Origin of the sequence: Shinella lacus (assembly GCF_010994755.1) — a bacterium.
Classification (GTDB): Bacteria; Pseudomonadota; Alphaproteobacteria; order Rhizobiales; family Rhizobiaceae; genus Shinella; species Shinella lacus.
This window is the reverse complement of the sequence record NZ_WHSB02000004.1, coordinates 17,112-35,124: the sequence shown is the minus strand read 5'-3', so window position 1 is coordinate 35,124 and position 18,013 is coordinate 17,112. Positions and strand designations below refer to the sequence as shown.

General features: G+C 63.3%; 18 protein-coding genes and 1 other RNA gene. 12 read left to right on the top strand and 7 right to left on the bottom strand.

All coding sequences use genetic code 11. The features are described from left to right. Window positions 1-61 precede the first annotated feature (61 nt). The 4 genes from GB927_RS11625 to GB927_RS34395 all read right to left on the bottom strand — a co-directional run bounded on the left by GB927_RS11625 (window position 62) and on the right by GB927_RS34395 (window position 2,626). The gene (locus GB927_RS11625) at window positions 62-259 is read right to left on the bottom strand and encodes a DUF4169 family protein (RefSeq protein ID WP_256117052.1); all 198 of its coding nucleotides are present in this window, start codon (window positions 257-259) and stop codon (window positions 62-64) included. Between the two features lie 10 nt (window positions 260-269). Beyond that, window positions 270-794 (bottom strand): SspB family protein, encoded by a 525-nt coding sequence (locus GB927_RS11620; RefSeq protein WP_256117051.1) that lies wholly within the window; start codon window positions 792-794, stop codon window positions 270-272. A gap of 110 nt (window positions 795-904) precedes the next feature. After that, window positions 905-1,265: a transfer-messenger RNA gene (gene ssrA / locus GB927_RS11615) on the bottom strand. A 29-nt stretch (window positions 1,266-1,294) separates the two neighbouring features. Next, the gene (locus GB927_RS34395) at window positions 1,295-2,626 is read right to left on the bottom strand and encodes a putative bifunctional diguanylate cyclase/phosphodiesterase (RefSeq protein ID WP_256117050.1); all 1,332 of its coding nucleotides are present in this window, start codon (window positions 2,624-2,626) and stop codon (window positions 1,295-1,297) included. Between the two features lie 230 nt (window positions 2,627-2,856). Here GB927_RS34395 and GB927_RS11605 point away from each other — a divergent pair, with 230 nt between their 5' ends. From GB927_RS11605 to GB927_RS11575, 7 genes are all read left to right on the top strand, one after another. After that, complete coding sequence (locus GB927_RS11605) at window positions 2,857-3,168, top strand: DUF2853 family protein (RefSeq protein ID WP_256117049.1); 312 nt, start codon at window positions 2,857-2,859, stop codon at window positions 3,166-3,168. Between the two features lie 87 nt (window positions 3,169-3,255). Further along, a complete protein-coding gene (locus GB927_RS11600) occupies window positions 3,256-4,050 on the top strand; it encodes a thymidylate synthase (protein WP_256117048.1) in 795 nt (264 codons plus the stop codon). 15 nt (window positions 4,051-4,065) lie between these two features. After that, window positions 4,066-4,587: a dihydrofolate reductase gene (locus GB927_RS11595; RefSeq protein WP_256117046.1), complete on the top strand. Its 522-nt coding sequence runs from the start codon at window positions 4,066-4,068 to the stop codon at window positions 4,585-4,587. A 267-nt stretch (window positions 4,588-4,854) separates the two neighbouring features. Next, window positions 4,855-5,991 carry an FtsH protease activity modulator HflK gene (hflK, locus tag GB927_RS11590; protein ID WP_256117045.1) on the top strand — a complete coding sequence of 379 codons (1,137 nt, stop codon included), beginning with the start codon at window positions 4,855-4,857 and terminating at the stop codon, window positions 5,989-5,991. After that, window positions 5,991-6,944 carry a protease modulator HflC gene (hflC, locus tag GB927_RS11585; protein ID WP_256117044.1) on the top strand — a complete coding sequence of 318 codons (954 nt, stop codon included), beginning with the start codon at window positions 5,991-5,993 and terminating at the stop codon, window positions 6,942-6,944. The genes hflK and hflC overlap by 1 nt, the downstream gene beginning before the upstream one ends. 4 nt (window positions 6,945-6,948) lie before the next feature. Continuing rightward, window positions 6,949-7,137: a DUF2065 domain-containing protein gene (locus tag GB927_RS11580; RefSeq protein ID WP_256117042.1), complete on the top strand. Its 189-nt coding sequence runs from the start codon at window positions 6,949-6,951 to the stop codon at window positions 7,135-7,137. Window positions 7,138-7,315: 178 nt separating this feature from the next. Continuing rightward, entirely contained in the window at window positions 7,316-8,797 is a 1,482-nt protein-coding gene (locus GB927_RS11575) for a DegQ family serine endoprotease (protein ID WP_256117769.1), read from the top strand. A gap of 246 nt (window positions 8,798-9,043) precedes the next feature. Here GB927_RS11575 and serB read toward each other — a convergent pair whose 3' ends face one another. After that, window positions 9,044-9,934: a phosphoserine phosphatase SerB gene (gene serB / locus GB927_RS11570; RefSeq protein ID WP_256117041.1), complete on the bottom strand. Its 891-nt coding sequence runs from the start codon at window positions 9,932-9,934 to the stop codon at window positions 9,044-9,046. Between serB and miaA the strand changes: the two genes are divergently transcribed. Further along, a complete protein-coding gene (gene miaA / locus GB927_RS11565) occupies window positions 9,933-10,847 on the top strand; it encodes a tRNA (adenosine(37)-N6)-dimethylallyltransferase MiaA (protein WP_256117040.1) in 915 nt (304 codons plus the stop codon). The genes serB and miaA overlap by 2 nt on opposite strands. On the opposite strand, the gene GB927_RS11560 is transcribed toward miaA, so the two are convergent. Next, complete coding sequence (locus tag GB927_RS11560; protein ID WP_256117768.1) at window positions 10,834-12,843, bottom strand: ATP-binding protein; 2,010 nt, start codon at window positions 12,841-12,843, stop codon at window positions 10,834-10,836. The genes miaA and GB927_RS11560 overlap by 14 nt on opposite strands. A 406-nt stretch (window positions 12,844-13,249) precedes the next feature. Here GB927_RS11560 and GB927_RS11555 point away from each other — a divergent pair, with 406 nt between their 5' ends. From GB927_RS11555 to GB927_RS11545, 3 genes are read left to right on the top strand one after another with little or no spacing between them, the layout of a single operon-like run. After that, complete coding sequence (locus GB927_RS11555; protein ID WP_256117039.1) at window positions 13,250-15,028, top strand: acetolactate synthase 3 large subunit; 1,779 nt, start codon at window positions 13,250-13,252, stop codon at window positions 15,026-15,028. 19 nt (window positions 15,029-15,047) lie between these two features. Next, window positions 15,048-15,620, top strand: a complete 573-nt coding sequence (gene ilvN, locus GB927_RS11550) for an acetolactate synthase small subunit (protein ID WP_256117038.1) — start codon at window positions 15,048-15,050, stop codon at window positions 15,618-15,620. Beyond that, on the top strand, window positions 15,621-16,331 hold the full coding sequence (locus tag GB927_RS11545) for an SEL1-like repeat protein (RefSeq protein ID WP_256117036.1): 711 nt from the start codon (window positions 15,621-15,623) through the stop codon (window positions 16,329-16,331). Window position 16,332: 1 nt separating this feature from the next. Here GB927_RS11545 and GB927_RS11540 read toward each other — a convergent pair whose 3' ends face one another. Next, window positions 16,333-17,178, bottom strand: coding sequence for an aldo/keto reductase (locus GB927_RS11540; protein WP_256117035.1), 846 nt, complete (start codon window positions 17,176-17,178; stop codon window positions 16,333-16,335). Between the two features lie 125 nt (window positions 17,179-17,303). Between GB927_RS11540 and GB927_RS11535 the strand changes: the two genes are divergently transcribed. Continuing rightward, window positions 17,304-17,897 (top strand): LysE family translocator, encoded by a 594-nt coding sequence (locus GB927_RS11535; protein ID WP_256117034.1) that lies wholly within the window; start codon window positions 17,304-17,306, stop codon window positions 17,895-17,897. The last annotated feature ends 116 nt before the right edge of the window (window positions 17,898-18,013 follow it).

Sequence of the window (18,013 nt, the reverse complement as noted above, 5' to 3'; positions counted from 1 at the left end):
TACGCAGTGAATCAGGCGATTGGCAGATCGAATCCGATATTTCCGGCAAGCGTTTGAAATCTCAGTCCTTATCGTCGTCGGACCGCTCGATGCGGCCCTGGTCGAGCGACTTCTGCGCCTTTTCGTTCAGCGCGCGCGTCAGCGTCTTCTCCGCCTTCGTACGACCGAAGGCGGCGCGGTTCTGCTCGGCCTGCTTTTCCTTTTCGGAGCGGGCTTTCTGCTTGCGGAACTGGCGGAGATTGACGACGTCGCCGCTCATCGCGAAAAACTCAGTTCTTCTTGCGGAAGGAATCGAGCGAGACGACGGAGCCACCCTTGTTGTTGTCGTCGCCACCGGTGGGCGGGGTCGGCTCTTCCGTGGTGGTCTCCTCGACCTTTTCCGCAAAAGCGGGATAGGCGGTGATCTCGGCGGAGTGCTCTTCTTCCTCCTCCACGGCCGGCACGTCGAATTCCAGCTCGAAGCTGACCGACGGGTCATAGAAGCCGCGGATCGCGTTGAACGGGATGACGAGCTTTTCCGGCGTGTCGGAGAAGGAGAGGCCGATCTCGAACAGGCTCTCGGTGACCTTGAGGTCCCAGAACTGGTGCTGGACGACGATGGTCATCTGTTCGGCATATTTCGCCTTCAGGTGCTGCGAGATGCGCACGCCGGGGGCATTGGTCAGGAAGGTGATGAAAAAATGGTGCTCGCCGGGCAAGTGTCCCGTGACCGCAACTTCGGACAGAACCTTGCGAATGACGCTGCGCAGCGCGTCCTGGGCGAGAATGTCGTAACGAATGTGGTCTTGCGCCATCAGTTCCTGTCTTTCTTCCAGCCTTTGTCATCAGGCATTGCAACGCGTTCTCATACCTTCCGGCACGAGTCATCTGGCACAGCTATAGACCATTTCAAGGGATTGGAGAAGGTGAAGGCTTCTGTTGCCAGGTGCCTTCGGACCCCGCCTAAGAGTGCGACCCCTTAGGACTTTGAGTGAAGTGTCACACCGCGATTAAGCAGCGAGACGAGCTTCCGCATAGTTGTCGTTTGCAACTACAAGTTTAGCCCGATAACGGTGGTACAATGCCGAGCAAAAAGTCGATCTTTACGCCCTTGTCGATCCTATTTCGCCCCCATCAAAAGCCGGTCGGTCGCGTATGACCGGTTTTTGGTGGAGGCGCCGGGTACCGCCCCCGGGTCCAATGGGTTTATTACACCGCTCATTTATTGCCGTAGCTGCCGAAGCAGCACTTCACATATAGGCGCTCTCTTGCGCCAAGAAAAGGGTTTTATGACAAGGATATGTGGAAGTTTGGCTCAGGCGGTTTCGGCCAGCGGCGGGGCGCTGTCCTGCGCCCAGTGTTTCTGGAAATCCGCAAGCGGCATCGGGCGGCCGAAATAATAGCCCTGGAACTCGGTGCAGCCGAAGGATTGCAGGAAAACGAACTGTTCCTTCGTCTCGATGCCCTCGGCGACGACGGAGAGATCGAGCATGCGGGCGATATCGAAGATGCTTTTCAGCAGGAAGCGGTTGCGCAGGTTTTCCGGCGCCTCCTGCACGAAGGAGCGGTCGATCTTGATCTCGTGGATGGGCAACTGGCGCAGGTAGCTGAGGGAGGAATAACCGGTGCCGAAATCGTCGAGCGAGATGGTAAGGCCGGCCGCACGCAGCGCCCGCATCTTCTCCACGATCGTATCGATGTCCGTCGCCATCAGGCTTTCGGTCAATTCCAGCTTCAGCCGGGCCGGATCGACCTTGAGCGCCTCGATGCGGCTGAGCACGGAGGCGACGAAATCGGGTTTCATGAACTGGTCGACGCTGACATTGATCGAGAGCACGAGATCGCGCGCGCCTTCCTCCTGCTGCCAGAGGGCGAGCGTCTTGCAGGCTTCCAGCACCACCCATCCGCCGATCGCCGGCATCAGCCCGGCCTGTTCGGCAAGCGGAATGAAATCGATCGGCGGCGCATAGCTGCCATCGGCCTTCTTCCAGCGCAACAACGCTTCCGCGCCCATCAGCCGGCCGGTCTCGTCCACTTGCGGCTGGTAGAAGAGTTCGAATTCGCGGTTGGCGAGTGCGATGCGGATCTCACGCGCCTGGTCGAGATTTCGCGCGAATTCGAGCTGCATGACGTAGACGCCGCCGCACAGCATGACGACGGCGATGATCGTGTTCACCCAGGCGCCGACAAGCCGGTATTCGTCGGCGATCGGCTGTGCGAAGGGCAGGGCTGCCTCGGTGCTGGCGAAGACCACGAAGGCGGCAAGGCAAAGCGCGATGATCACGAGCTGCGCAACCGACTGCTCGCGCCGGTAATTGATGTAGCCGAGCAGGGTGAGCACCAGCAGGAAGAGATGACAGACCCGCGGGGCGGCATCGTTCGGCACGTCGAACAGCAGGCAGAAGACGACGACGATGACGAAAAAGGCGATCTGCGAGAACATGAGGGCGGCCGAAAGCTGGTTGCCGCGCGCCAGCGCGAAGCTGGCAATCGCCGTCATCACCACGGCCGCATCCATCGCCGCCAGCGACCACGCCTGCATATAGGCGAAAACCAGGCCCCAGCCGATCGTCAGCGCGCCCACGGCAAGAGAGGCCATGCCATAGGCAAGCCGGAAACGGTGCGAATAGTCCTCAGTCTGTTTCACGGGCGGCGACCGTTCGTTGCGGCCTGCCCCACCGGGCCGGCCATCCGGATACACCTACCGGAAATTCCTTCAGAAAGTACAAAAATGCCACCAGAAGGCGAGGGCAGGCGCCAGGACGCGCCGCAGATCAGGCGTTTATTAGCGCTTGACTTGCCATCACAGCGTGAAAAACATGGGCGTCGGCAGGACCACCATGACGGCGGCGGCCGAGTGACCGGAGAGGAGACCCCATGACCGACTATCTCGCAGATGTCCGCAAATATGACAGCGGTGCGGACGAGGCCATCGTCAAGAAGATCGTAAGCCATCTCGGCATCGCGCTGCGCAACCGCGACTCCTCGCTGGTCTCCTGCTCCGACCCCGACGAACTGAACCGCGTCAAGGAAAAGTGGTGTGCCAAGAAGTTCGGCATCACCGGCGAGGCCGCCGACAAGGCGGTCGAAGCAGTCTGCAAGGCCATGGCCGACGACCGCACGAAATCGCGCGTCACCTTCTATTATCTCACCGCCAAGGAACTCGGAACGCTCGGCGCGCTGGCCTAAGGAAAACCGGGGAAATCCCTTTTCGCCCTATGGTCGCCGCCGCTCTCGCTTTAGTATCTCACGCTGGACAACGAATCGGCGGCGCCCATGCAGCAATATCTCGATCTTCTCGCCCATGTGATGGAAAACGGCACCGACCGGCCGGACCGGACGGGCACCGGCACGCGCGGCGTCTTCGGCCACCAGATGCGCTTTGACCTTTCCGAAGGTTTTCCGGTGCTGACCACCAAGAAGCTGCACCTGCGCTCGATCATCCATGAGCTGCTATGGTTCCTGAAGGGCGACACCAACATCGCCTACCTGCACGAAAACGGCGTCACCATCTGGGACGAATGGGCCGACGAGAATGGCGAGCTCGGCCCGGTCTACGGCTATCAGTGGCGCTCCTGGCCGACCCATGACGGCAGGCATCTCGACCAGATCGTCGCGGTGCTCGACGGCATCAAGCGCAACCCGAATTCGCGCCGCCATATCGTCTCGGCCTGGAACCCGGCGCTCGTCGACGAAATGGCGCTGCCGCCCTGCCATTGCCTGTTCCAGTTCTACGTGGCGGACGGCAAGCTCTCGTGCCAGCTCTACCAGCGCTCCGCCGACATCTTCCTCGGCGTGCCCTTCAACATCGCCTCCTATGCCCTGCTCACCATGATGGTGGCGCAGGTGAGCGGTTTGCAGCCGGGCGATTTCGTGCACACGCTGGGCGACGCGCATATCTATGCCAACCATTTCGAGCAGGCGCGCACGCAATTGACGCGCCGGCCGAAACCCTTGCCCTTCATGAAGCTCAATCCGGACGTGAAGGACCTTTTCTCCTTCAAATTCGATGACTTCACCCTTATCGGCTACGAAGCCGATTCAACCATCAAGGCGCCCATAGCCGTTTGATTTTCAGGAACCCGCATGACCGAAGCCAAGATCGTCCTCGTCGTGGCCGTCGCGCGAAACGGCGTCATCGGCCGCGATGGCGACCTGCCGTGGCGCCTGCCGTCGGACCTAAAGCGCTTCAAGCAGCTGACGCTCGGCAAGCCGGTGCTGATGGGGCGCAAGACCTGGGCTTCGATCGGCAAGCCGCTGCCGGGCCGGCCGAACATCGTCATCACCCGCGATGCAAGTTTTGCGGCGCCGGGCGCCGAAGTCGTCTCGTCTCTCGACGAGGGACTGGTCGCCGCGCGTCGTGAGGCAAAGGACCTCGGCGTGGACGAAATCTGCGTCATCGGCGGCGGGCAGATCTATGCGCAGGTCTTCGACCGCGCGGACGTGCTGCATGTCACCCATGTCGAGGCGGATGTGGAGGGCGATACGCGCTTTCCCGAGATCGATCCGGGCGTTTTCGAAAAGACTATCGAAGAGCCGATCCCGCAGGGCGAGAAGGACAGCCACGCCATGCGCTTCGTCACCTGGCGCCGGAAGACGGCCGCGTAAACCATAAATCGTGCCGATCACGAACTATTTTGCCGCACAAACCCGTCAGGTCACGCGGATTTGTTGAAAGGTGCCGGAGGGATACCTATAACGGGTTCACCTTGCGTAGCGCGGCGAAACATTCCGCGAGATGCGGCCTGAAGCAGTTCCGGCAAAAGTGCGATGCGGTTTTGCATCCGGAACTGCGCATAAACAAGAAATGGAGTGTTTTCGTGTTTCGGAGAAATGCGGACATGCTTCATGGGGATTTGAGAGAAAGAGGTATTGATGCCCTGGAGTAATCAGAACGGCGGCGGCGGCCCTTGGGGCGGCGGCGGCGGCGGTGGCGGAAACAATCAGGGGCCATGGGGGCAGGGACCGAACCGTCCCCGCGGCGGCGGCGGAGGCAGCAATGGCGGCCCGCCGGACCTTGAGGATATCATCCGGCGCGGCCAGGACCGGCTGAAGAGCGTCATGCCCGGCGGCATCAATGGTGGCGCGGTCGTCATCGCGCTGCTGCTCGTCGGCGTCTTCTGGCTGATGAACTCCATCTATACCGTCCAGCCGGACGAGCGCGGCGTTGAACTGCGCTTCGGCAAGCCGAAGCAGGAAATCTCCATGCCCGGCCTGCACTTCCACATGTGGCCGTTCGAAACCGTCGAACTCGTCAAGATCACCGAGCAGCAGCAGAATATCGGCCGCCGCACGGCAGCGTCGAATTCGGATGCCTCCGGCCTGATGCTGACCGGCGACCAGAACATCGTCAACGTGCAGTTCTCGGTGCTCTATTCGGTCACGGATCCGGAAGCCTACCTCTTCAACCTCGAATATCCCGCAGAGACGCTGCAGCAGGTTTCCGAAAGCGCCATGCGCGAAGTCGTCGGCCGCCGTCCGGCCCAGGACATTTTCCGCGACAACCGCCAGGCGATTGCGGAAGGTGTGAAGACGACGATCCAGGCGACCATGGATGCCTATGGCGCCGGCATCTCGATCAACACCGTCGCGATCGAGGATGCGGCCCCGCCGCGCGAAGTGGCTGACGCCTTCGACGAAGTGCAGCGCGCCGAGCAGGATGAAGACCGTTTCCTCGAAGAAGCCAACCAGTATGCCAACCAGAAGCTCGGCCTTGCGCGTGGTCAGTCGGCGCAGTTGCGTGAAGAAGCTGCCGCCTACAAGGACCGTGTCGTCAAGGAGGCGGAAGGTGAAGCGTCCCGCTTCCTCTCGGTCTACGAGCAATACAAGCTGGCTCCCGACGTGACCCGCAAGCGCCTCTTCCTCGAAACGATGGAAGGCGTGATGAAGAACTCCAAGAAGGTCATCATCGACGAGAAGCAGGGCGGACAGGGCGTCGTACCCTTCCTGCCGCTGAACGAACTCGGCCGCGGAACGACCCAGCAACAGCAGAGCACGGGGGGCACTCAGTAATGGGCAACCGTCTACCAGCCATTCTGATCGCCGTCGGCGTTCTCCTGTTCATCGCCTATTCGTCGGTGTTCGTCGTCAACGAGCGCCAGCAGGCGATCGTCATCCGCTTCGGTCAGATCCAGGACGTCAAGGCCGAGCCCGGCCTCTACTTCAAGCTGCCCTTCGGCTTCATGGATGCCGACAGCGTGCAGTACATCCAGGACCAGGCCCTGCGCTTCGATCTCGACGATATCCGCGTCCAGGTTTCGGGCGGCAAGTTCTACGAAGTCGATGCCTTCGTGGTCTACAAGATCACGGATGCGCGCCGCTTCCGCGAAGCGGTCTCGGGTGACCGGGAATCGGCCGAATCGCGCCTGCGCACCCGTCTCGATGCGGCCCTTCGCCGGGTCTACGGTCTGCGCGGCTTCGAATCCGCACTGTCGGAAGAGCGCGCGTCGATGATGCGCGAAGTCCGCGGCGAACTGACGAACGACGCCTCCAACCTGGGTCTCACGATCTCGGACGTGCGTATCCGTCGCACGGACCTCACGCAGGAAGTCTCGCAGCAGACCTTCGAGCGCATGAAGGCCGAGCGTCTGGCGGAAGCCGAACTCATCCGCGCCCGCGGTAACGAAGCAGGCCAGCGCCGCCGCGCCATCGCCGACCGCCAGGTCGTCGAGTTCATCGCCGCGGCCCAGCGCGATTCGGAAATCCTGCGAGGCGAGGGCGAAGGCGAGCGCAACCGCGTCTTCGGCGAAGCCTTCTCGCAGGACCCGGCCTTCTTCGACTTCTACCGGTCGATGAGCGCCTACGCTGCGTCCATGACGTCGTCCGACACCACGCTGGTGCTGTCGCCGCAGTCGGAATTCTTCCGCTACTTCGAGGATGCGGCGGGCACGACGCCCACCACCTCGGGGGCTGCGACGGGCACGACGAACGGCACGGCAACGACGCCGACGACGACGGCAAACTGACGCCGTGGCCGATTTCCTGACGGGAATCGCCTTCTTCATGATCATCGAGGGGCTGGTGTACGCACTGGCCCCTTCGATTTTGAAGCGCATGGCGGAAATGTTGCCGCAGATTCCGGAAAGCCAGTTGCGCGTCTCGGGGCTCGTTGCCGTGGCGCTCGGCGTGGTCATGGTCTGGTTCATTCGGGGCGGGTGAACGCGACGGCTTGCAGCCGCCCGCGAAGACGGGCAAGACTTCACATCAAATTCAACGCGGCGGACTGATTTTCGCCGTATCCGCGGCAAACACTCGCCACGATGGCCAGGACAAGAGGATGCCGAATATGGCTTTGAAGATGAGGTCCAGCGCAGCGCAGACGGCACTCGCGCTCGCGATGAGTTTTTCGCTGGTCGCGGGTGGGCCGTTCGTGGCGCCGGCGCTAGCACAGGTGAAGCCGGCGGCAGGCCCGGATTCGGTCGCCGACCTTGCCGAAAGTCTGCTTGACGCGGTGGTCAACATTTCCACCTCGCAGAACGTCAAGAGCGACGACAAGGCACCCGTGCCGCAGGTGCCGGAAGGTTCGCCCTTCCAGGATTTCTTCGACGAATTCTTCAAGGGCGAAGGCGGCGAGGGCGGCGGCAACCAGGGGCAGACGGTCAATTCACTCGGTTCGGGCTTCGTCATCGATCCCTCGGGCTTCATCGCCACGAACAATCACGTCATCGAGGGCGCGGACGATATCGAGGTGAATTTCGCCAACGGCTCGAAGCTGAAGGCGAAGCTCGTCGGCACCGACCCGAAGACCGACCTTGCGCTCTTGAAGGTCGAGCCGAAAGCGCCGCTGAAGGCGGTGCCCTTCGGTGATTCCCGCACCATGCGCATCGGCGACTGGGTGATGGCCATCGGCAACCCGTTCGGGCTTGGCGGTTCGGTGACGGTCGGCATCATTTCTGCCCGTGGCCGTAACATCAATGCCGGCCCCTACGACAACTTCATCCAGACGGATGCCGCGATCAACCGCGGCAATTCCGGCGGCCCGCTCTTCAACATGAAGGGCGAGGTCATCGGCATCAACACGGCGATCATCTCGCCGTCGGGCGGCTCGATCGGCATCGGCTTCTCCGTGCCGACGGAGCTTGCGCAGAACATCTTCACGCAGCTTCGCGATTTCGGCGAGACGCGGCGCGGCTGGCTTGGCGTGCGCATCCAGCCGGTCACCGACGATATTGCGGAAAGCCTCAGCATGGCCGAGGCGAAGGGCGCGCTCGTTGCCGGCATCATCAAGGGCGGGCCGGTCGACAACGGCTCGATCGAGACCGGCGACGTCATCATCCGTTTCGACGGCAAGGAAGTCGATGAGATGCGCGACCTGCCGCGCGTCGTGGCCGAAAGCCCGGTCGGCAAGGCGGTCGACGTCGTGCTCTTGCGCGACGGCAAGGAGATGACCGTCAAGGTCACCCTCGGCCGCCTCGAGGACGGCGAGAAGGAGGCCGGCGACGACGCCGTGACCCAGGAGGACACCCCGACCGAGGACGGCACGACGCCGCAGACCGGCGAGCAGGTGCAGCCCAGCAAGGCCGACACGGTGCTCGGCATGGGCATCAGCGACCTCGACGAGCAGGCGCGCAAGACCTTTGAGATCCTCGAAAGCGTCAAGGGCGTCGTGATCACCGAAGTGACGCCGGAATCGGCCGCCTCCGAGCGCGGCATCGTGCCGGGCGATGTGATCGTCGAGGTCGGCCAGGAGGCCGTGACGACCGCCGAAGAGGTGAAGACCCGCGTCGCCAAGCTGAAATCGGAAGACCGGCGCAACGCGCTCCTGATGATCGCCAACCGCACCGGCGCGTTGCGCTACATCACGGTGCGCATCGACTAAAGGCGAGTCCGTTCAGGAGCTTGCCGGCGAAAATTGCCGGATAGAATCGGGCCGCTGGAGCACTGCTTCAGCGGCCAATCCGCCACACCTCTCCTCCGTCATCCTCGGGCTTGACCCGAGGACCCATGCCACGAGCTCAAGGCGTGCCGTGGCACGTGGATCCTCGGGTCAAGCCCGAGGATGACGGAGGAGAGGTGTGTGTCCAAGGATGGCGGAGCGTGCGGAGCGAGGTTTTCCGCGACCGGCTTACGTCGTCACGAAATCCGATTTGCGATATCCCTGGAGATAGAGCAGCGCGGTGAGGTCGCCGTGGTCGATGCGGATCCTGGCTTCCGCTGCTACGGCCGGCTTGGCGTGCAGGGCGACGCCGGCGCCGGAGAGGTGCAGCATGCCGAGGTCGTTGGCGCCGTCGCCGACGGCCATCGCCTCTTCCGGCGAAATGCCGAGGCGTTCGGAAATCTCGATGAGGGCATCCACCTTCGCTTGCTTGCCGAGGATCGGTTCGGCCACTTCGCCGGTGAGCTTTCCGTCGGCATCGAGCAGCAGGTTGGCGCGGTTCTCGTCGAAGCCGAGCATGGCGGCGATGCGGCTGGTGAACACAGTGAAACCGCCCGAGACGAGGGCGGTGTAAAAGCCCTTGGCCTTCATGGTCGCGATCAGTTCGCGCCCGCCGGGCGTCAGCGTGATGCGCTTGGCGATGACCTCGTCGATGACGGAGACGGGCAGGCCCTTCAGCAGCGCGACGCGCTCGCGAAGGGCGGGCTCGAAGGCGATTTCGCCGTTCATGGCGCGCGCGGTGATGGTTGCCACCCGGTCCTTGAGGCCGACTTCGGCGGCGAGCTCGTCGATGCATTCCTGGCCGATCATGGTGGAATCCATGTCGGCGATCAGGAGCTTCTTGCGCCGCGTTTCCGCGTCCTGAATGGCGAAATCGACCGGCGCGTTGCCGATTGTCGCGGAGATTTTGTCGCGCGCGGCGGCGATATCGCTGTCGTCGCGCAGCGCGATGTCGCAGGCGATGCCGTCGGCGAGCCAGTAGAGGCCGGAGGCCTTGACGTGATCGGCGGCCTTTTCGGCGAGCGCTGGGGTCAGGACAGGATTTGACGGATTGGCGACAAGCGTGGCAACGAAAGCCATGATGAGAAACCTTGATCGAAAGCAGGACGCGATCCTGATAACCGGACCGACGGCAAGCGGCAAGTCCGCGCTCGCCGTACGGCTGGCGCGCGAGCACGATGGCGTGGTGGTCAATGCCGACAGCATGCAGGTCTACGACACGCTGAACATCCTCACCGCGCGGCCGCAGCCGGAGGATATGGGCGGCATCGACCATCGCCTCTATGGTCATGTGCCGGCGGGTGCCGCCTATTCCACCGGCGACTGGCAGCGCGAGGCGACGGGCCTCGTGGCTGAGCTCAGGGCGCGCGGCAAGCTGCCGGTCTTCGTCGGCGGCACGGGCCTTTATTTTCGTGCACTGACCGGCGGGCTTGCGGATATGCCCGTCATTCCCGACGATGTTCGCGAGCGCGTTCGCGGCCGACTTGCCGCTGAAGGGACAGAGGCCCTGCACCGAGACCTTGCGGGGCGCGACCCGCAGACGGCCGCCCGCCTGAAACCGGGCGACGGCCAGCGCATTCTTCGCGCGCTGGAGGTGCTGGAGACGACGGGGCGGTCGATTTCCACGTTCCAGGCGGCGGCGGGGCCGGCGGTGATCGATCCGGAGCGGGCGGAAAAGATTGTCGTGCTGCCCGACCGCGCCGTGCTTGCCAAGCGCATCAACCGGCGGTTCGCCACCATGCTGACATCCGGCGCGGTGGAGGAGGTGAAGGCACTGCTGGCGCTCGATCTTTCGCCCGCCATGCCGGTCATGAAGGCGATCGGTGTGCCGCAGATCGCGGCGATGCTGGTGGGCGAGATGAGCGAGGCCGAGGTCATCGAACGCGGCGCGGCGGCGACCCGGCAATATGCCAAGCGCCAGATGACCTGGTTCCGCAACCAGCTCGATGACAGCTGGCAGCGGATCGATCCGCTATCCTCTAGCGTCGAATAAGACTGCTTAGCGGTTTCTTCAAAAGCTGCTCGCGGATCGAAGATCCTTCGCGCCGGGGCTCCTGCTGTTCGCCGAAGGCCGGGGCGGGGCGCGCCGGCTGGCGGTAGGGATCGGCGGCCGGGCGCGGCGGCTCGGAGGTGAGCTCGCGGCGGATCGACTCGAAGCGCTCCTGTGTCGACGGTTCGTAGGCGCCCTGGGCGCCAGGCAGCATGTCCGGTCGGTAGGGTTCCGGCATGGGCGGCGTTGCCGGTCGCGCTGCGGCGGTGGCAGCGGCGGCCTGGAGCGTGTCGATATAGTCTTCCTCGTCCTCGTAGGGCGCATCCTCGTAGCCGGTTGGCAGGGCGCCCTGGGGCTGCGAGGCGAGGTAGGAATTCTGGAATCCGGAAATATCCGGCCCGGAGATCGCGCGCATGCGCGACACGATCGAGCGCAGGTCGACGCTCTGTGGCGTTTCGTCGGTGACCTTGACGCTGGTGCCGTTGGTCTTCGGCAGGCGGTCCGCCTCCACGCGCGTGAAGCGCATGCGCATCGGCACCGCGACGGCCTCGCCAAACGCAATCGCCTCGCCATTGCCGATTGAGGAGATGAAGCTCGTCGTCGAGGATGAGGAATTGGGGATCGCCGAGCGGATGATTTCCTGGTCGTGCTCGTTGGCAAGGCGCATGGCGAAGATCGTCGAGCACTGCGAGAGGATGGTCGGGTCGAGTTCGCCGGGGCGCTGCGTGATGATGCCGAGCGAGACGCCGTATTTGCGGCCTTCCTTGGCGATGCGGGCGATCGCCTGGCGCGTCGGCGTGAAGCCGAGCTTGGGATCGGCCGGCACGTAGCGGTGCGCCTCTTCGCAGACCACCAGCATATGCACGCCGCCATTGCTCCACAGGCCGATTTCGAAGGCCATGCGGCAGAGCACGGAGGCGACCGAATTGACGACTTCCGACGGGATGCCGGCAAGCTGGAAGGTCGTTACCGGCTTGCCGTCGCCGGGAATGCGGAAGATGCGGGCGATCGTGTCGAGGATCGTGTCGGTGATCGTGTTCGAGGAGAACATGAAATGATAGCGCGGGTCGTTGATCGCCGACATGATCTTGACCTTGAGCGAGCGCAGATGCGGCTTTTCCGACCGGCCTTCGAGCCTGCCGATGCGCTCGTCGACGAGCGCCAGCAGGTCGGCGATGCGGAAGGGCACCGGCGTATCGGCCGTCACCGAGCTCTTCTCGGTCGCGCGGCGCATCAGGCCGTTTTCGCTCGTGCCGCGGAAGGCGCGTTTGGCTTCCGGGATCAGGTCGCGGAGAATGTCCATCTCCTCCGGCACCGGCGGGCGGCCGCGGAAGACGACTTCGGCGAATTCCTCCAGCCGGAACAGCCAGAAGGGCAGGTCGAGCGTATCCGTATCGATGACGACGGCGAGGTCGCCGAAGGCGGAGGCGAATTCGTTGTGCGGGTCGAGGATCAGCACGCGCAGGCGCGGATCGGCCTGGATCGCCTTGTGCAGCAGCAGCGTGACGGAAGTGGACTTGCCGACGCCAGTCGTGCCGACGATGGCGAAATGTTTCTCCAGCATGGAGGGTACATGGATCGTCGCGTCGAGCGTCTCGTCCTGCGTCAGCTTGCCGATCGTGCAGACGTCGTTCTTGCCGGTGTCATAGACCTTGGCGAGGTCGGAGGCGCGGATGCGGTGGGCGATCGCGCCGAGATGGGGATAGTCCGTGATGCCGGCGGAGAAAGTCTCGCGTCCATCCGCGCTGACATTCACTTCGCCGAGAAGCTCGACCTCGATGCGGAAGACCGTGTCGTGGTTCTCCACCCAGCTCTGCTGGTCGGTGGACATGGAATAGACCAGCGCCACGACGCGGTTGCGACCGACGGAGATGGAGATGAGGCGGCCGACCGCCCAGAGTTCCGTAAGCGCCGTCTGGCCACCCTCGGCGACAGCGCTGATCGTGGCACGGGACCCGTTGCAGGCGACGATGCGCCCGAGCAGACGGTTGCCCACCATGCCATCCCGGCGCTCCTGCTCGCCGGCGACGATCGAATTTTGGAAATCATTGTTCAGCAATCACGGCACTCCTTGCCATCAAAGAGTGACCTTATCGGCTGCCGCTTAATAAGACGTTTCGGCGCGACGCATCTTTGAGTTGTAGTTTCTCAAATATGCGGGAATCCGTGCCGTTTCGAAACAGATGGAAAGGGCGTTGACGTGCGTGGGCTTTGTGGCTAACACTTCGCCCCATGAAAAATCTGACGGCAAACATTCTTGTGGTGGGAACGCGCATGGGCAGGATGGTGTAACCATCCGGCGAAAGCACCCATGCGCGGTAAGCAGGCTCCTCCAAGGGGCCTTTTTTTATGCCCAGAAATTCGATAATCACCCCGAAATACGAATAGAGACGGACGGGAATCCGATGAGCGGAACAGAAAACCAGATGACGGGCGCGGAAATTGTCTTGCAGGCGCTGCGGGACAATGGCGTAGAACATATTTTCGGCTATCCGGGCGGTGCCGTCCTGCCGATCTATGACGAGATCTTCCAGCAGGACGACATCGAGCATATCCTCGTGCGCCACGAGCAGGGCGCCGGCCACATGGCCGAAGGCTATGCCCGCTCCACCGGCAAGGTCGGCGTCATGCTCGTCACCTCCGGCCCGGGCGCGACCAATGCCGTCACGCCGCTGCAGGACGCGCTGATGGATTCGATCCCGCTCGTCTGCCTCACCGGCCAGGTCCCGACCACGCTCATCGGCTCGGATGCCTTCCAGGAGTGTGACACGGTCGGCATCACGCGCCCCTGCACCAAGCACAACTGGCTGGTCAAGGACGTCAACGATCTCGCCCGCATCATCCATGAGGCCTTCCGCGTCGCCCAGTCCGGTCGTCCCGGCCCGGTCGTCGTCGATATCCCGAAGGACGTGCAGTTTGCGACCGGCACCTATACGCCGCCGTCCGCAGCCCCCATCCAGAAGAGCTACCAGCCGAAATTGCAGGGCGATGCCCGCCAGATCGAGGCGGCCGTCCACCTGATGAAGACGGCGCGCCGTCCGGTCATCTATTCCGGCGGCGGCGTCATCAATTCCGGCCCGGAGGCTTCGCGGCTGCTGCGCGAGCTGGTCGAGATCACCGGCTTCCCGATCACCTCGACCCTGATGGGCCTCGGCGCCTATCCGCATTCCGGCAAGAACTGGCTGGGCATGCTCGGCATGCACGGTTCCTACGAGGCGAACATGGCGATGCATGATTGCGACGTCATGATCTGCATCGGCGCGCGCTTCGACGACCGTATCACCGGCCGCCTGAACGCCTTTTCGCCGAACTCGAAGAAGATCCACATCGATATCGACCCGTCCTCGATCAACAAGAATGTCCGCGTCGACGTTCCGATCCTCGGCGATGTCGGCAATATCCTGGAAGACATGGTCCGGCTGTGGCGCGCAGGCTCCAAGGATTACGACAAGGCGATCCAGGGCGACTGGTGGTCGTCAATCGCCCGGTGGCGGGCACGCAACTCGTTTGCCTACAAGCAGAGCAACGACGTCATCATGCCGCAATATGCGATCCAGCGGCTCTATGAGCTGACCAAGGACCGCGACACCTACATCACGACGGAAGTCGGCCAGCACCAGATGTGGGCGGCGCAGTTCTACGGTTTCGAGCAGCCGAACCGCTGGATGACCTCGGGCGGCCTCGGCACGATGGGCTACGGCTTCCCGGCGGCGATCGGGGTGCAGGTCGCGCATCGCGACAGCCTCGTCATCGACATTGCCGGCGACGCCTCGATCCAGATGTGCATTCAGGAAATGAGCTGTGCGGTTCAGTATAACCTGCCGGTCAAGATCTTCATCCTGAACAACCAATACATGGGCATGGTGCGCCAGTGGCAGCAGCTCTTGCACGGCAACCGCCTGTCGAATTCCTACACGGAAGCGATGCCGGACTTCGTCAAGCTTGCGGATGCCTATGGCGGTGTCGGCATTTCCTGCGACAAGCCGGGTGATCTCGACGGCGCGATCCAGGAGATGATCGACGTCAAGCGTCCAGTCATCTTCGATTGCCGCGTCGCCAACCTCGCCAACTGCTTCCCGATGATCCCGTCCGGCAAGGCGCATAACGAAATGCTGCTTCCCGACGAGGCCACGGACGAAGCGGTCGCCAATGCGATCGACGCCAAGGGCCGCCAGCTCGTTTGATGAAAAGGTAGAGAAGATTATGAACGCACACCTACAGCCCACGGGCTCTGCCTATTTCATCGCCAAGGAAACCCAGGTCGCGGAGAGCCACACGCTCTCCGTGCTCGTCGACAACGAGCCGGGCGTGCTTGCGCGCGTCATCGGCCTGTTTTCCGGCCGCGGCTACAATATCGAAAGCCTCACAGTCTCCGAGACCGAGCATGAATCGCACCTGTCGCGCATCACCATCGTGACGCGCGGCACGCCGGGCGTGCTGGAACAGATCAAGTCGCAGCTTGAGCGCATCGTACCGGTCCACCGGGTCGTCGATCTCACCGTTCGCGCCAAGATCATGGGGCAGGAGCGGCCGATCGAGCGCGAAGTGGCGCTGGTCAAGGTCACCGGCTCCGGCGAGATGCGGGCGGAAACGCTGCGCCTGGCGGACGCTTTCCACGCCAAGGTGGTCGATGCGACGGTCGATCACTTCATCTTCGAGATCACCGGCAAATCCTCCAAGGTCGACCAGTTCGTGGCCGTCATGAAGCCGCTCGGCCTCTCCGAAGTCTGCCGTACCGGCATCGCGGCGATGAACCGCGGCCCGCAGGGCATGTAATTGGCGGCGGCGCGGCATTGCCTGCTTGCTGCCTCGGCCATCGCCGTGATGCTTGCATCACCGGTGGTCCGGGCGGAGGGCGACGATGCCGCGCCATCCGTCGTCAGTAGCTACGATGCCGTCGGCGCGCTGGTTCGCGACAGCCAAGAAATCCAGTCGCATTACAAGGTCTGCCCCGCCGATATCGCCAAGACGGCCCGGCCGCTCTGGAAGGGCGTCTGGGCGAGCGCCGACTGGTCGGAAGAACGCTGCGAGCGTGATCTCGACGCCTGCCACCGCGACTGCATGGAATGGCGCAACGAGAATGCCTGCTTCGCGCTTGGCCGCGTCTTCGAGGATGCGAAACCCGCCGTCTCGCCGCATCTGGCGCAGATGCTGTTTGCCGAGGCCTGCGCGCTCGGCAGCCGCGGCGGCTGCACAAACCGCGCTTCCGGCATCCGCAACGGGCAATATGACGGCGATCCGATGGGGGAGGCCGCGCCCGAGGCGCTGTCATCCTGCTACTTCCGGACATTTTCCATCAGCTGCGGTGACGGCGACGCCTGGGGCTGCACCATGCTCGGGCAATCCTACCAGATCGGCGAGGGCGTCGGCCGGGATGCCGGCGCGGCACGCCGGCACTATCTGCAATCCTGCGAGATCAACCCGGATTTCCCCGCCTGCGACTTCGCCAAGAGCCTGATGCAGGACCTCGACAGCAAGGAGCAGTAGGCTAGATCATCTCCAGCGGCCGCTTGCGGGTCGGCGGCGGGAAGGCTTCGTCGAGGATACGAAGATCCTCCGAGGTGAGCCGAATCTCCGAGGCGCGGAAATTTTCGCGCACGCGCTCCGGCGAGCCGGATTTCGGGATGGCGATGACGCCCGGCTTCGTCAGCAGGAAGGCAAGCGCGACCTGCGCGGAGCTCGCATGGTGGATACGGCCGATTTCCTCCAGCACCGGATGGCCGACCAGGCGGCCCTCGTCGAGCGGCGAATAGGCCATGATCGGCACGCCCTGCACCTGGCTCCAGCGCAACAGGTCATATTCGATGCCGCGGCGGGCGAGGTTGTAGAGCACCTGGTTGGCGAGCGGGCGCGCCGGCTCCGCCACGTCGAGCAGTTCCACCATGTCGTCCTGGTCGAAGTTGGAGACGCCCCAGGCGCCGATCTTGCCTTGTGCCTTCAGCGTCTCGAAGGCCTCGACGGTCTCGGCGAGCGGGTGGTTGCCGCGCCAGTGCAGCAGGTAGAGCTCGATATGGTCGGTGCCGAGGCGCTTCAGGCTCGCCTCGCAGGCGGCGACCGTACCGGTGCGGCTGGCATTGTAGGGTAGCACCTTGCTGACGACGAAAACCCCGTCGCGGCGGCCCCTGATCGCCTCGCCGACCACCGTCTCCGCGCCGCCGTCGGCATACATTTCCGCGGTGTCGATCAGCGTCATGCCGAGGTCGAGCCCGGCGCGCAGGCTTGCGGCTTCCTCGGCCGGTGATGACCCGCTCTCGCCCATATGCCAGGTGCCGAGGCCGAGCGCCGGCACCTGCCGTCCGCCGGGGAAGGTGACTGCGGGAAGTTCCGCTTTCATGTTTCTACTCCGTTCAGGCGCCATGCATCAGCGATACGAATTGTATGCATGACAAGAATTGGCTGGTCGTCGCAAAGAGATGGACTATCAATCGCAAAAAACAACTGGAATATGCGAGAACCTGCATGCAGATCGAAATCTTTCTGGCGCTGCTGGTCTTCGCCTTCACCACGTCCATCACCCCCGGCCCGAACAACATGATGCTCTTCGCCTCGGGCGTGAACTTCGGTTTCGTGCGCACGATCCCGCATATGTGCGGCATTGGCGTCGGTTTCCTCGTGTTGTTGCTCGCCGTCGGCTTCGGGCTCGGTGCGTTGTTGGAGGCCGTACCGCTGGTCTATACGGTGCTGAAATTCGCGGGCGGCGCCTATCTGTTGTGGATCGCCTGGAAGATCGCCATGTCGCGCACGCTCTCGGAAGGCAAGGCGGGGGCAAGGCCGATGAGCTTTCTCCAGGCCGCCGCTTTCCAATGGGTGAACCCCAAGGCCTGGGTGATGGCCGTCTCCGCCATGGCGACCTATACCAACGCGGCGAACTATACGCTGAGCGTGCTCATCGTCGGCGTCGCCTTCGCGCTGGTCAATTTCCCGAGCGTTTCCACCTGGGCCGGCTTCGGCTCGGCGCTACGCCAGTGGCTGTCGGATCCCGTGCGGCTCAAGTGGTTCAACATCACCATGGCGCTGCTGCTCGTCGCCAGCCTCTGGCCGATGCTGCGCTAGAGTTTGTCAGGGAAAAGTGGAAACCGGTTTTCCCGAAAGACAAACGAGCACAAAAGGGTCTAGCGTATGAAGGACAAGCCAAGCCGGAGGGACCGCCTTGTCTCATGACCATGACG